This is a genomic window from Hydromonas duriensis, assembly GCF_004363775.1.
GTDB lineage: Bacteria > Pseudomonadota > Gammaproteobacteria > Burkholderiales > Burkholderiaceae > Hydromonas > Hydromonas duriensis.
Genome location: NZ_SNZE01000003.1, coordinates 49,438 through 62,143, shown reverse-complemented (window position 1 = coordinate 62,143; position 12,706 = coordinate 49,438). Strand labels below are relative to the sequence as shown.

The following is a 12,706-nucleotide window of genomic DNA, read 5'->3' as shown; positions in this document are numbered from 1 at the left end:
GCCGCCATGCCCAATACGCCTTTTAAAATTAGCTGTATCGTTCCCGCACACAACGAGTCGTCACACATCGAAGCGTTCATTGCCGCGTTGACGCAAACATTGAGCGCTGAAAGCCCTCATGTTGAAATCATCGTTGTCAATGATGGCAGCACCGACAACACCGAAGCGATTGTGCAAAAATTGTTACATCACTATCCGATTCGCTATTTGTCTTTGTCGCGTAATTTTGGCAAGGAAGCGGCTTTGTCCGCAGGCATTGCATTTGCGGATGGTGACGTCACACTGCTGATTGACGCTGATTTTCAACACCCGCTGGAGCTGGTGCCCGAGATGTTTGCGCTGTGGCGTTCTGGTTTTGATATGGCGTATGGCGTCATCAACGACCGCTCTGACGAATCCACACTGAAACGTTGGGGCAGCAATGTGCTGTACAAACTGCTCGATGCGAAAAACAGTAAATTCTCAATTCCACGCAATGCAGGCGATTTTCGGCTCATGGATCGAAAAGTAGTGGAGGCCTTGCAACAGCTACCTGAGCGCAATCGCTTTATGAAAGGTTTGTATGCTTGGGTCGGCTACAAATCAGCCGCGCTGCCGTTCCGACCCGCACCCCGCGCAGGTGGCGAATCGAGTTTCAATGCCAAACGACTTTTTGGCTTGGCGGTGACAGGCATCACCTCATTTTCATCCCTGCCTTTGCGGGTGAGCGGCGTAGCAGGCATCGTCATTTCTTTAGCTGCGTTTATCTACGCTTTATATATTGCATGGCAAACCCTTGTGTTTGGTAATGAAGTGCCTGGCTGGGCAACCTTAACGGTTGGCATGATGTTTTTTTCAGGCGTGCAACTGATTTTGATTGGCGTGCTGGGTGAATATGTCGGTCAAATTTATGAAGAAGTCAAAAAACGACCGCTGTACCTGATTGACAAAAACCAAGCCAGCCCCATGCTGACCAACACCCCATCACAAGCAAATGAAGACCCATCTACCCATTAAACGCTTGATGCAATTTGCATTGGTTGGCGGCGCAGCGGCACTGACTCACTATGCCACTGCGATGCTGTGCGTGTATGTGTTGGCTCAAAACGAATACGCAGCCAATGTGATAGGCTTTCTTGTGGCGTTCAGTGTGAGTTATTTAGGGCAGTCCTTGTGGACGTTTGCAGACAAAAACACACCACGTCAACATGCGTTGCCCCGTTATTTTTTAACCTCACTGACGGGCTTCGGTATCAACACCGTTTTTTTATACATGGCTCTGTATATCAATCTGCCGTACCCGTTGGCATTGCTACTGGCCATCGCAGGCTCCGCCTGCTTTGTGTATATCATCAGCTCAACTTGGGTCTTTCGACATCATGGCAACTAAACACATTCACTTGGCATTGTGTGCCGACGACTATGGCTTAAGCGAAAACATTGACCTCGGCATCGTCTCGTTGTTGCAAAAAGGTCGCCTCAGCACTGTCAGTTGCATGACCCGCTCCCCACGCTGGCTCACGGACTCCGCGCCTTTGCTGCGACAACAACAGGGTAATTTTGAAAAAGGGGTGCATTTGAACTGGACTGAGCCATTCCCGCTTGAAGCGGCGATGCCGCTTAACACATTGATTATCAAAAATTATTTAGGCCAGCTTGACCAAACGACCATAGAGAAGCGCATTCACGCCCAGTTGGATGCTTTTGAGCACGGGTTAAACGCACAGCCCGACTTTATTGACGGTCATCAACACGCCCATCAATTCCCTCAAATTCAGAAAACATTATTGAAAGTGCTTAAATCGCGTTACAACAACCACAAGGTTTGGGTGCGCAATACCGTCCCCAGCACCGCGAACTTCAACTTCAAAGAGCTGGTTTTAAAGCACCTTGGCGGTCGTTCATTACAACGACGGCTGACCACAGCAGGCATCCCCACCAACCATGGTTTTTTAGGCGTATACGGGTTTGATATTTTAGAATATGACCGAATTTTTGAGTTGTGGCTCAAGCGCGCCGACAACCAAACACTCATCATGTGCCATCCAAGCCAAGGCGAGGATGAAAGCGACTCCATCAGCAAACAGCGTGTGGTTGAATACAAGTTCTTTGCGTCTTCGCGTTTCGTAGAACTTCTTAACGCCAACGCTGTCGTGCTCCAACCGCTCAAAAATCAGCTTTTACTTGCGCAATAAAACCAGCAATTAAAGCAATGGCACCAGTCTGACCGCAGTTGCTGCGGCCACCACAACTGACGCCATAAACTAAACCAAACCGTTCCGCCCATGCACCATAAAAGCGGGCCTCTGACTCAATCGCTCATAGTACCCCATCACAAATGGCAAGTCCGCATGCGCCATTGGCGTCATCACCCAACGATTGACCGATAAACCAAGTACAACATCTGCCAAAGTAAAGGCTTGCCCCGTGACAAAAGCACCTGTACGTGCCAATTGCTGATTAAGGATGCTCATCTGACTGTTCCAAAGCGCCACACCAGCATTCGTTTTTTGTTCGTCCTGATAATCCACATGTTGACGAGCCAAACTCATAAAAGCATAACGCCATGAATTATTGAGTTCAGTCGCCTGCCAATCCATCCATTGCTCAACCCTTGCCTTTTGCTCCGCATCAATTGGCAACAAATCGAAACGCTTGTGACGATGCACCAAGTACCTGCATATCGTATTTGACTCCCACAAAACCAACTCTTCATCGCGAATCACAGGCACCATTCCATTCGGATTCATTGACAAAAACTCTGGCGTAGTGGTTGGCGCAAAGCCCGTACCATAATCTTCACGTGTGTAGTTAAGATTGAGTTCTGCGCAAGTCCACAAGACTTTACGTACATTTATGGATGAGGCCTTTCCATAAATTTTCAGCATACCGAACTCCTTATATCTGCATTTAGCTGCTTTTCTTTGCCGCCGTTTTTTTAGTTGTCGTTTTTTTCACGGGTTTGTCCGCCTCATCCACTGCTTTTGCCAACTTGCTTGTGCCTTTTTCAGCTTTTGGTGCTTTGGCTTCAAACTCAAAGCCGATTTTTCCGTTGGTGTTGACCAAAAACGCTTTGAACATGCGCCCCGTACGGGCAGACTTGAAACTCGTGAGCAAGTCCGTGCGGCCTGTACTGAGCAGTTTTTCCATTTGCTCTCGAGCAATTTCTTGTTGCAAAATCACTTTGCCCGAACGGAAGTCACATTTTTTATCAGCACCAAAGCTGTGTTCACACGCATAACGTGTGCCTGCGTCGTAAACCTTGCCTCCGCATTTTGGGCATGCGCCCACAGGGGTTTGTGCTGAAAAATCGGGCATTTCTTCTTCGTCGCTGCTTTGTCCAAAATCGAACTCCATTTTGTAACGAGCGGGCGACTCTTTGTCTTCGACGATGCGTAATATTGCTGCAAATGGCCGACCCATTTTGCTGCGGAAGCCTTGCAACAGAGGTGTTTCTCGAGTGGCAAGTAAGTCCTCTACTTCTTGCAACTCGAAAGTGCGACCACCTGGTGTTTTTGACATCGAAAATTCGCATTGGGTACACGCAAAACGGCGGTAGTTTTCTTTCATTTCGCCACCGCAATTCGGACAAGGCGTTTTTAGCGTGGCGTAGTCCCCTGGAATGGTGTCGGCATTGAATTCTTTGGCGCGCTTAACAATGATTTGCGTCATTTGCTGTACATCGCGCATGAAGGCATCGCGCTTAATTTCGCCGCGCTCCATTTGGGCCAATTTATGCTCCCAGTCACCTGTAAGCTCTGCGGACGTTAGCTCTTCAACACCTAAACCTCGCAATAAAGTCAACAGTTGAAAGGCCTTGGCGGTGGGGATGAGCTCGCGGCCTTCACGCACGAGGTATTTTTCAAATAACAAGCCTTCAATAATTGAGGCGCGTGTTGCTGGCGTGCCCAACCCTTTGCCGCTCATGGCTTCGCGCAACTCGTCGTCTAAGAGTTTTCCTGCGCCTTCCATCGCCGACAACAAGGTCGCCTCTGAGTAGCGTGCGGGCGGGCGAGTGGCCAGTCCAATTAAGTCGATGAGGTCTGTTTTGACTTTTTCATCGGCTGCTACGGCGACGAGCGTATCGTCTTCTTTTTGCTGGTCGCGACCATAGATAGCCTGCCAACCTGCGTTGACCATGACGCGGCCTTCTGTTTTAAAGTGATGGCTTAAGACTTGGGTGATGCGGGTTGTGACCATGTATTCGGCCGCTGGGAAGAATACAGCCATGAAGCGTTTCACCACGAGGTCGTATAGTTTTTGTTCTGGCTCAGACAGACTTTTAGGTGCTTGTAAGGTCGGAATGATGGCGAAGTGATCGGACACTTTGCTGTTGTCAAAAACCCGCTTGTTTGGTTTGACCCAACCATTTTTTTCAATTTGTTGAGCAAAACGGGTGTAGTTGTTTTGCTCTTTGAGCATGCCTATCGTTTGCTTGACCGTGCCGATATAGTCTTCGGGCAGGGCTTTGGAGTCCGTACGCGGGTATGTTAACACTTTGTGTTTTTCGTATAAGGCTTGCGCAAGGCCGAGGGTGTTTTTTGCAGAGAAGCCAAAACGTGCATTGGCTTCGCGCTGCAAGCTGGTGAGGTCAAATAAAGCAGGGGCAATTTGTGTACTGGGCTTGGCTTCTTCTGTGACCGTGCCTGTTTGCCCTTCACATGCCATAACGACGGTTTGCGCCGCCATTTTGCTCCACAAGCGCGAGTCTCTGCGCTCGGGGTCTGTTTCGTCTTTTTTGAACTTGGGATCAAACCAGCGACCTTTGTATACGCCTTGGGCGCACACAAATTCAGCATGCACTTCCCAATAATCTCGCGGTTTAAAGGCACGAATCGCTTCCTCGCGCTCAACGACCACCGCCAAAGTCGGTGTTTGTACGCGACCCACTGTGGTCAAAAAGAACCCACCGTCTTTTGAGTTAAAAGCGGTCATCGCACGCGTGCCATTGATGCCAACCAGCCAATCCGCCTCCGAGCGTGAGCGTGCCGCATCGGCAAGGTTGAGCATTTGTGCATCACTGCGCAAGTGCGCCAAGCCGTCACGAATTGCTGTTGGCGTCATGCTTTGTAACCAGAGGCGTTGCGATGGTTGCTTGGCCTTGGTGTATTGCATGATGTAGCGGAAAATCAATTCGCCTTCTCGCCCCGCGTCACAGGCATTAATGACGTTGGTGATGTCTTTGCGTTTGAGCAGCTTGGTCAACGTCTTTAGTTTCGCCTCTGACTTGGCAATAGGGCGCAAGTCAAAATGGGGCGGGATGTGCGGCAAGTGAGTAAAACTCCATTTGCCGCGTTTAATGTCATATTCTTCAGGCACGACCAATTCAAGTAAATGACCGACTGCCGCCGCAATCACGTAGTCTTCATTTTCGTGAAAATCATCTTTTTTGGTGCATCCGCCGATGGCTTTGGCGATGTCGTTAGAGACCGAGGGCTTCTCGGCGATGATGAGGGTTTTGCTCATGGTGTGCCTGTCTATGTGCTAAGTTGGAAAACCTGCGACAATTGACAATTTGCGCAGGTTTTAAAATAAAGGTAAGTGCAAAACAGACCGTTGACATTGTCCCGCATTTAAATACGAGCAATGGTTAAGGTTGATTTTCGGGCTATCATACGCGCAAGCAGGTAATTTATGCAAGCGAAGCGAGTTAAAACCATTTTTCAAACAAGGTTTTTCTGCCGCTTTCGCTGTTTTCTGAACCTATCTGAATTATTAAAAAAGATAAGAATTTTGACCGTTATGCCGAGCCTGCTTGCGAACACAACGCACAAATTCTTGCCGATGCTTGTGGTTGCACGTGCGCTTCATGCTTTAAAAAACCAAGGACAATGCTCAAAAAATGAAATTTATTTGCGCTGATTAACCACTTACTTTTTAAACAGAAGCCCAACGCAACACTTACCCTCAAACGCCACCATCTCGTCATGCGTTTGGATTCGGCTCAATTGGGCCAGCAAAAATGCTACAATTCGCCGAAAAATCACCCATCCTTTTGACGGTTCTTTTATGCCCAACCACCCAACCAGCCCCCCGATTGTTGCCATTGCCACTGCCACAGGTCGAGGCGGGGTCGGCGTCGTGCGCGCTTCAGGCTCGTTTGCAGCCATTGATGCTTTGGCACAAGCCATATGTGGGCGCACACTCACGCCTCGCCATGCACATTATGGTGCTTTTTTGGATGAGCATCATCAGCCAATTGACCACGGCTTGGCTTTGTATTTCAACGCACCTCATTCGTATACGGGCGAACATGTCCTTGAATTACAAGGGCACGGTGGCCCCGTGGTCATGCAATTGCTCTTACGCCGCTGCCTCTCAGTGGGCGCTGCGCACGGCATGCGTTTGGCGGCGGCAGGCGAGTTTACCGAACGTGCTTTTTTGAATGATAAAATTGACTTGGCACAAGCAGAAGCGATCGCTGACCTCATCGAAGCCTCAACCGAAGCAGCGGCGAAAAGTGCTGTTCGCTCACTTTCTGGCGAGTTTTCGTCGCGCATTCACACATTGGTTGATAAAGTGGTGCACTTGCGCATGTTGGTCGAGGCCACGTTAGACTTTCCCGAAGAGGAAATTGATTTTTTACAAAAGGCCGATGCGTTTGGCCAACTCGACCGCATTCAAGCTGAACTTGCGGGCGTATTGAGCACGGCAAAGCAGGGCGCATTACTGCGGGACGGCGTCAACGTGGTTTTGGTTGGACAGCCCAACGTTGGCAAATCCTCCTTGCTCAATGCGCTGTCAGGGCAAGATGTCGCCATTGTAACGCCCATTGCAGGCACCACCCGCGACACGGTCACCCAAAGCGTACAAATCGACGGGGTGCCGCTAAACATCATTGATACCGCAGGGCTACGCGACACGGATGATGTGGTTGAAAAAATCGGCATTGAGCGTACATGGGCCGCTGTCGAAAAAGCGGATGTTGTCTTGCATTTGATTGACGCCACCCAAGCCGAACAAGAACGCCTCGGTGACACCTCGCTGCTCAAGGCGCTTGATGAGAAAATTCCATCGGGCGCACCCCGTTTGACGCTGATTAACAAATCCGACTTGCTTGAACAATCCGCCGTCAATGATGACTCTCGAATGTACATCAGCGCAAAAACAGGCGAAGGTCTGGACCCGTTACGTGCCCGCTTGCTTTTCATCGTCGGCTTTGAAAAAACTGCCAGTGACGTATTCATCGCCCGTGAACGCCACTTAACCGCATTGCGCCATGCCGACGAACACATCCAAACCGCATACGCGCACGCGCTAACACAGGACCAAAAATTAGATTTATTCGCAGAGGAACTGCGTTTGGCTCAGGAACAGCTCAATCAAATCACGGGCGCGTTTACGTCCGATGATTTACTGGGTGTTATTTTTTCAAGTTTTTGTATCGGAAAATAAGGGCATTGGGCAACAAAAAGCCCTTCTAAAAGAAGGGCTGGTTCTAGCAGGGCAGGCCGCTTAAGCCTTCGCCCATTTTTTAATTGTTGCTAATGTTGCGTCTCGCCCTCAACCTCATCCATCAAGCCATGCAACAGCACATCATTGATCTCTTGATTGTCGGCCCACAAAATCGTGAGCAACAAGGCTTTGAAACTCTCGGGCTGACCCATCGCTTGAATAGGCAACATCAAGCAACGCTCAATGATGATTTCACGTTGTTTTTCATCAATGCTGCCTGCATGCACAAGGCTATCTAGCATCGCCAAGTTGGCGTCACCAATTTGTGAACGTTCACTGACATGATAAATCCTTTGACTAAACGCAGCCATACCCGCAACCTGCACAATATTTAAAGGTGTGCGCAACTGCTCAACCCATAAAATGGCGGAGCGAACCTCTTGCTCCTCAAAACCTTCGTTCGCCAAACGACGAGCAAGGGTGAGCGCATCTGGGCATTGGGCAATGCCGCCATAGTTTTCAAACAAATAAAAGAAAATATCGACCACTGAACATTCCATAAAAAAAGATAGCGGCGCACCCATTTTCCAAATGTACGCCGCTCTGTGTTGCTATTTTACGTCAAAAACGCATTGTTTTCACGATTTGCTGGTTTCAACGGGGGAAATGGCTTCGGTTTCATGAAACAAACTGTTGTCCACATGCGACACCCCATCGGCATCAATGTAAATCGAATCAATATAACGATGATTCCATTTAATATCCCTGTGGCTGTACACTTGTCGGGCTTGCATTTGCTGTGTGGTTGACTCATCAAGCCCCTGTAAAATCAGCACCATATCCAAATCCATTTTGGCCAAGTCGTCTGCAGTCATGCCATATAAAGGGCTGGTTTCGTCAATGACATGCATCACCGTCCAGCCGAGAAAAAACATGGGCTGGTCGTTACGAATGAGCTTCAAATCGTGAATGCGTCTAAATACCGTGCCCTCAACACTGGTTTCTACATACAACACGGACAATTTGGCTTGAACATCCACGATGAAGTTATGGCGCGCGTTCGCGGTGCGAATCAACAAAGTCGGCTGACCGTTGACGACCGAAATCAAAGGTGAGTTGGCAAACATAATGCGCGACCTTGGTTTTGAAAAGCGTGCAAAAATCAGCCCCGTGAATACAGCGACGTTCACCGTCCCAACAAACATTTCAGTGGTGGCAATGATATGAGCATATGTTGAAACAGGGTGCATGTCACCATAGCCCACGGTGGCCAAGGTTTCGACACTGAAGAAAAACGCACCCAAGAGATTTTGAGGCAATAAATTGGCGATTCCATCTGGTTGACGCATGTATAAAGCGGCAAACCCCAAATTAATCAAAACAAAAAGAAGCGTAAATACGGTGAAAAACTGCGTCCAAGTGGCTGACAGGGCGTAGTGATACAGGTCATGCCACAGTGGGGTTTTGTTGCCGTGAATGACCACTTGGCGACTGCCCACCGTGAGCACCCTTGACCTAACTTTTTTCTTTTTTACAGTGTGTGAGTTCATGTGTGTTTTACTTTCAGCCCCATTAGGTTCAGCCATCGCTCGCCATGGGTTGCATGTTTTGGTTACATTTTTTAAGAACGTTGGTTATACACATTTCCTGGTCTTTTTTCAATCCGTCCATCGAGTTCCAGCAACATCAACTCGCTCGAGAGCTCCGCTATCGACAACTTGGTTCGCGCGGCCAACGTGTCTAAATCGCAAGGGTCAAACCCCAAAGCCGTCAGGATTTGTGTTTGCACATCCGATGCGGGCGCGAGCGCTTTGGAATTGGCTGTGACTGGCATTAAGGCTTCATTCGGCACAATCTGCAACTCTTCTAAAACATCCTGCGCGGTCTCGACCAATTTTGCCCCTTGGCGAATCAAGGCGTGGCAACCACGCGCCAAGGGTGAATGTATCGAACCAGGAATGGCAAAAACCTCTCGGTTTTGTTCCGCCGCCTGCCTCGCAGTGATGAGAGAACCCGATTTCAACGCGGCCTCAACCACCAAAACCCCTTGTGACAGCCCTGAAATAATCCGATTGCGCCGAGGAAAGTTGCTCGCCATGGCTTTTGTGCCGAGCGGAAATTCACTGACAATGACGCCGTCTCGTGCCACTTGATGCGCCAAATCGCGATTGCGAGCGGGATAAATGATGTCGCACCCCGTGCCAATCACTGCGATTGTAGAACCTGCGTGCGCATTTGCCTTGAAAGCAGCCAGTGCGCCGCGATGCGCCGCCGCATCAATGCCCAAAGCCAAGCCTGAAATGATATTCATACCGCCCGCTGCGAGTTGTTGGGCAAACTGTTCGGCATTGCTAACGCCCTGTGCCGTTGCATGACGGCTGCCAACAACGGCAAGGTTGGCATTGTGATTAAGCAGCGATAAACGCCCTTTGACGTACAACACCGCGGGCGGGTCGGCGGTGGTCAATAAGTGTTGAGGATATTGGCGACAAGACAACGACACCACATGATTTTCAGGCTGCCCGCGCCACATCAGCGTCTCATCAATCTGTCGCTTCAACGCCTCGCTAGGCTCGGACAAAAGGGCATTGGCGACCCGCTCACTCACCACTTTGGTTAAGCTCAAATAACTTTGTGCAAATACCGATTGCGGCAAGCCGAACGCTTTGAGCAACACATGCGCAGTCATATCGCCCACACCGCTGGTTGCCATCAACCGCAACCACGCGGCCAGTTCATCATCCGTTAAAAAGTCATTGTTATCCATAGCCGTTATTTTTCGTATTGCAACCCATCACCAACCTGCACTTCGTGCGCACTGTGGCGCACCTTTAAAACGCTCATCTTATCAAAAACCTGTGCCACAACCGCCTCACCAAACGCTTGAGCCATATCTAAATTTGGCTTCACTTCTTTTAGCAAACGCCATTGTTGATTCAACGCCACGCCTTGAGTACGGCCCTTATCAATCACAATCAATGCAGATGACCCGCCAATGCGCTCGGCATTCAGCAAAGCCAAAATACGCGCAAAGCCTTCAATTTTAGCTGAACGGTTGTCGACAGAGGCTTGCTCAATAGCGATTGTTGACTGTTCATCACACCCAACAGGCAGTAAGCGGTCGGTGGAGACCACTTCACTGTAAGTACGGCTAATGCGTAAGGGAAGGGTTCTAAAATCTTTGGGTGTATTGGCGCTTGCGGTCGACACAACACTTGATTGCGCAGAAACTTGCGCCCAGCCGACCGTTTCAATAAACAGCCCCAGTGTTTTGTTGTCAACACCATCCTTAATTGTGCGGCTGCGCACGATGCGAACAACATCGGGTTTGATGTCACCTGCCTCAACATTTTTGTCCTCAACCTCTAAACGCGCGGGCAACTGCACAAAAATTACATCGTTTTTTTGAAGCAACGCTCGTCCATCAGCAGCCATAAAGGGTAGAAACTGTGCATCTAAATCTGTTTGAGCCCCTTCATCTATGGGCACAAACCAGCTCTTTTGCATCTGCGTTTGCTCCAAAACCACATGCGCCGCCATGCCCAAATCTGTGGTACAGCTCACGCCCATCAATTGCGCTTGTTTGTGCGCCCATGCCAGCGAGCTCATCATCAAAACACCCGCGATGAAAGGGCGTAGGGCTGTGGTAAAATACCGCTCGTTACGTGTGCTCATGCTGGTTTTCGCTGGTTAAAATCAAAGAAAGTCAATGTGGCATGATAGTCTAAATGAATAGTTGAGTATAATTTTTATGGCCATTTTATCTATTTTAAAATTCCCAGATCCGCGTTTACACAAGGTGGCTAAACCCGTGACCGCTGTGGACGAGCGCGTGCGTCAACTCGTTGCGGATATGGCCGACACCATGTATGACGCCAATGGTGTGGGCTTGGCCGCCACACAGGTGGATATTCACGAGCGCATTGTGGTGGTGGATGTGTCCGAGGAGCGTGACCAGTTGCAAGTGTTTATCAACCCAGAAATCATTGCTCAGAGTTTGGAAAAAAAAGAATGGGAAGAGGGCTGCTTGTCTGTGCCAGAAGTGTACGACATCGTCACCCGTCCCGACCGCGTGCGCGTGCGCGCAATGAACCTCGATGGCAACTGGTTTGAGCTGGACTGTGATGAGCTACTGGCCGTGTGTTTACAGCACGAAATCGACCACTTGAATGGCAAGGTGTTTGTGCAACATTTATCAAATTTAAAGCAAACTCGCATTAAATCGAAACTTAAAAAACAAGCGCGTGCTGAGTAATTTTTACAACCGCACCATTAAAGTAGCCCCACCTTGAGCCATCGGCTCTGATTTTTTCGGACGGATATGAATATCGTTTTCGCAGGCACGCCTGTTTTTGCAGCGCAAGCCCTACAAGCCATTATTGACGCGGGCTTTAATGTGCCGCTGGTCTTGACTCAACCTGACCGCCCCAGCGGTCGTGGCATGAAGCTGACCGCCAGCCCAGTTAAACAAGTCGCCCTGAGCCACAATATCGCGGTTGCACAACCGACTTCGCTCAAACTGGATGGCAAATACCCGCTAGAAGCAGCCGAAGCGCGGGTAACTTTGGCGGCGGTTGAAGCGGACATCATGGTGGTAGCGGCATATGGTCTGATACTGCCTGCGGACGTTTTGACCATGCCCAAACATGGCTGCATCAATATTCATGCCTCACTGCTCCCACGTTGGCGGGGCGCAGCTCCGATTCATCGTGCAATTGAAGCGGGCGATGCTCAAACAGGCATCACCTTGATGCAAATGGATGTGGGGCTGGACACGGGCGATATGCTGGCAATTCAATCTTGCGACATTGCTGCCAACACAACCACCGCGACACTCCACGACACCTTGGCCACAATGGGGGCAAACATGGTGGTTGAGTACTTACAGGCGTTGCAAAACGGCAACCCGCCCAGCGCAACCCCTCAACCCGCCGAAGGCATCACTTACGCGCAAAAAATAGACAAAGCCGAGTCGCTCTTGAATTGGACGCAAGATGCCTCCATTTTAGAACATAAAATTCGGGCGTTTGACCCTGCTCCAGGATGCGCGGCTAAAGTCGATGATGCACAGTCCTTCAAAGTATGGGCGGCACAGGTTCTAAGCCATGACGCCTCATCACTACCAGCGGGTACGATTATCAATGTCAGCAAGCAAGGCATTGACGTGGCATGCGGGAGCGGTACTTTACGCATCACCGAAGCACAGCGGGCAGGTGGAAAACGCCTGCCTGTGGCGCAGTTTTTAGACAGCTGCTCCTTGACTGCAGGCATGCGGCTAGTGTGTTAAGCTTAAGTCCTGAATCTGTTTTTGAAGCATTGTGCGCTTCCAACT

Annotated in this window: 12 protein-coding genes; 6 read left to right on the top strand and 6 right to left on the bottom strand. The window is 49.7% G+C overall.

All coding sequences use genetic code 11. From position 1 onward, the window contains the following. Positions 1-6: 6 nt before the first annotated feature. From DFR44_RS02245 to DFR44_RS02235, 3 genes are read left to right on the top strand one after another with little or no spacing between them, the layout of a single operon-like run. On the top strand, positions 7-996 hold the full coding sequence (locus tag DFR44_RS02245) for a glycosyltransferase family 2 protein (protein WP_133619097.1): 990 nt from the start codon (positions 7-9) through the stop codon (positions 994-996). Then, positions 974-1,369: a GtrA family protein gene (locus DFR44_RS02240; RefSeq protein WP_133619096.1), complete on the top strand. Its 396-nt coding sequence runs from the start codon at positions 974-976 to the stop codon at positions 1,367-1,369. Before DFR44_RS02245 ends, DFR44_RS02240 begins: the two co-directional genes overlap by 23 nt. Then, positions 1,359-2,174, top strand: coding sequence for a ChbG/HpnK family deacetylase (locus tag DFR44_RS02235; RefSeq protein WP_133619095.1), 816 nt, complete (start codon positions 1,359-1,361; stop codon positions 2,172-2,174). The genes DFR44_RS02240 and DFR44_RS02235 overlap by 11 nt, the downstream gene beginning before the upstream one ends. A 69-nt stretch (positions 2,175-2,243) precedes the next feature. On the opposite strand, the gene DFR44_RS02230 is transcribed toward DFR44_RS02235, so the two are convergent. Further along, positions 2,244-2,867: a glutathione S-transferase family protein gene (locus DFR44_RS02230; RefSeq protein ID WP_133619094.1), complete on the bottom strand. Its 624-nt coding sequence runs from the start codon at positions 2,865-2,867 to the stop codon at positions 2,244-2,246. Positions 2,868-2,889: 22 nt separating this feature from the next. Beyond that, positions 2,890-5,445, bottom strand: coding sequence for a DNA topoisomerase III (locus DFR44_RS02225; protein ID WP_133619093.1), 2,556 nt, complete (start codon positions 5,443-5,445; stop codon positions 2,890-2,892). Between the two features lie 543 nt (positions 5,446-5,988). Between DFR44_RS02225 and mnmE the strand changes: the two genes are divergently transcribed. Next, positions 5,989-7,374: a tRNA uridine-5-carboxymethylaminomethyl(34) synthesis GTPase MnmE gene (gene mnmE / locus DFR44_RS02220; RefSeq protein WP_133619092.1), complete on the top strand. Its 1,386-nt coding sequence runs from the start codon at positions 5,989-5,991 to the stop codon at positions 7,372-7,374. A gap of 89 nt (positions 7,375-7,463) precedes the next feature. On the opposite strand, the gene DFR44_RS02215 is transcribed toward mnmE, so the two are convergent. The 4 genes from DFR44_RS02215 to DFR44_RS02200 form a co-directional block, all read right to left on the bottom strand. Continuing rightward, positions 7,464-7,922 carry a DUF494 family protein gene (locus DFR44_RS02215; RefSeq protein WP_162845121.1) on the bottom strand — a complete coding sequence of 153 codons (459 nt, stop codon included), beginning with the start codon at positions 7,920-7,922 and terminating at the stop codon, positions 7,464-7,466. Between the two features lie 90 nt (positions 7,923-8,012). Continuing rightward, a complete protein-coding gene (locus DFR44_RS02210) occupies positions 8,013-8,960 on the bottom strand; it encodes an ion channel (RefSeq protein WP_133619090.1) in 948 nt (315 codons plus the stop codon). A 35-nt stretch (positions 8,961-8,995) separates the two neighbouring features. Next, the gene (gene dprA / locus DFR44_RS02205) at positions 8,996-10,141 is read right to left on the bottom strand and encodes a DNA-processing protein DprA (protein ID WP_133619089.1); all 1,146 of its coding nucleotides are present in this window, start codon (positions 10,139-10,141) and stop codon (positions 8,996-8,998) included. A 5-nt stretch (positions 10,142-10,146) separates the two neighbouring features. Beyond that, positions 10,147-11,049 carry a hypothetical protein gene (locus tag DFR44_RS02200; RefSeq protein WP_133619088.1) on the bottom strand — a complete coding sequence of 301 codons (903 nt, stop codon included), beginning with the start codon at positions 11,047-11,049 and terminating at the stop codon, positions 10,147-10,149. Between the two features lie 76 nt (positions 11,050-11,125). Here DFR44_RS02200 and def point away from each other — a divergent pair, with 76 nt between their 5' ends. Together def and fmt are read left to right on the top strand one after the other, a co-directional pair. After that, a complete protein-coding gene (gene def / locus DFR44_RS02195) occupies positions 11,126-11,629 on the top strand; it encodes a peptide deformylase (RefSeq protein ID WP_133619087.1) in 504 nt (167 codons plus the stop codon). Between the two features lie 66 nt (positions 11,630-11,695). Continuing rightward, entirely contained in the window at positions 11,696-12,661 is a 966-nt protein-coding gene (gene fmt / locus DFR44_RS02190) for a methionyl-tRNA formyltransferase (protein WP_133619086.1), read from the top strand. Positions 12,662-12,706: the final 45 nt, after the last annotated feature.

Excerpts from the sequence above, each read along its gene's own strand:
- DFR44_RS02210 (WP_133619090.1), bottom strand. The coding sequence starts at position 8,960 with ATGGCTGAACCTAATGGGGCTGAAAGTAAAACACACATGAACTCACAC.
- DFR44_RS02240 (WP_133619096.1), top strand. The coding sequence starts at position 974 with ATGAAGACCCATCTACCCATTAAACGCTTGATGCAATTTGCATTGGTT.
- DFR44_RS02225 (WP_133619093.1), bottom strand. The coding sequence starts at position 5,445 with ATGAGCAAAACCCTCATCATCGCCGAGAAGCCCTCGGTCTCTAACGAC.
- def (WP_133619087.1), top strand. The coding sequence starts at position 11,126 with ATGGCCATTTTATCTATTTTAAAATTCCCAGATCCGCGTTTACACAAG.
- DFR44_RS02245 (WP_133619097.1), top strand. The coding sequence starts at position 7 with ATGCCCAATACGCCTTTTAAAATTAGCTGTATCGTTCCCGCACACAAC.
- DFR44_RS02200 (WP_133619088.1), bottom strand. The coding sequence starts at position 11,049 with ATGAGCACACGTAACGAGCGGTATTTTACCACAGCCCTACGCCCTTTC.
- DFR44_RS02230 (WP_133619094.1), bottom strand. The coding sequence starts at position 2,867 with ATGCTGAAAATTTATGGAAAGGCCTCATCCATAAATGTACGTAAAGTC.
- fmt (WP_133619086.1), top strand. The coding sequence starts at position 11,696 with ATGAATATCGTTTTCGCAGGCACGCCTGTTTTTGCAGCGCAAGCCCTA.
- dprA (WP_133619089.1), bottom strand. The coding sequence starts at position 10,141 with ATGGATAACAATGACTTTTTAACGGATGATGAACTGGCCGCGTGGTTG.
- mnmE (WP_133619092.1), top strand. The coding sequence starts at position 5,989 with ATGCCCAACCACCCAACCAGCCCCCCGATTGTTGCCATTGCCACTGCC.
- DFR44_RS02235 (WP_133619095.1), top strand. The coding sequence starts at position 1,359 with ATGGCAACTAAACACATTCACTTGGCATTGTGTGCCGACGACTATGGC.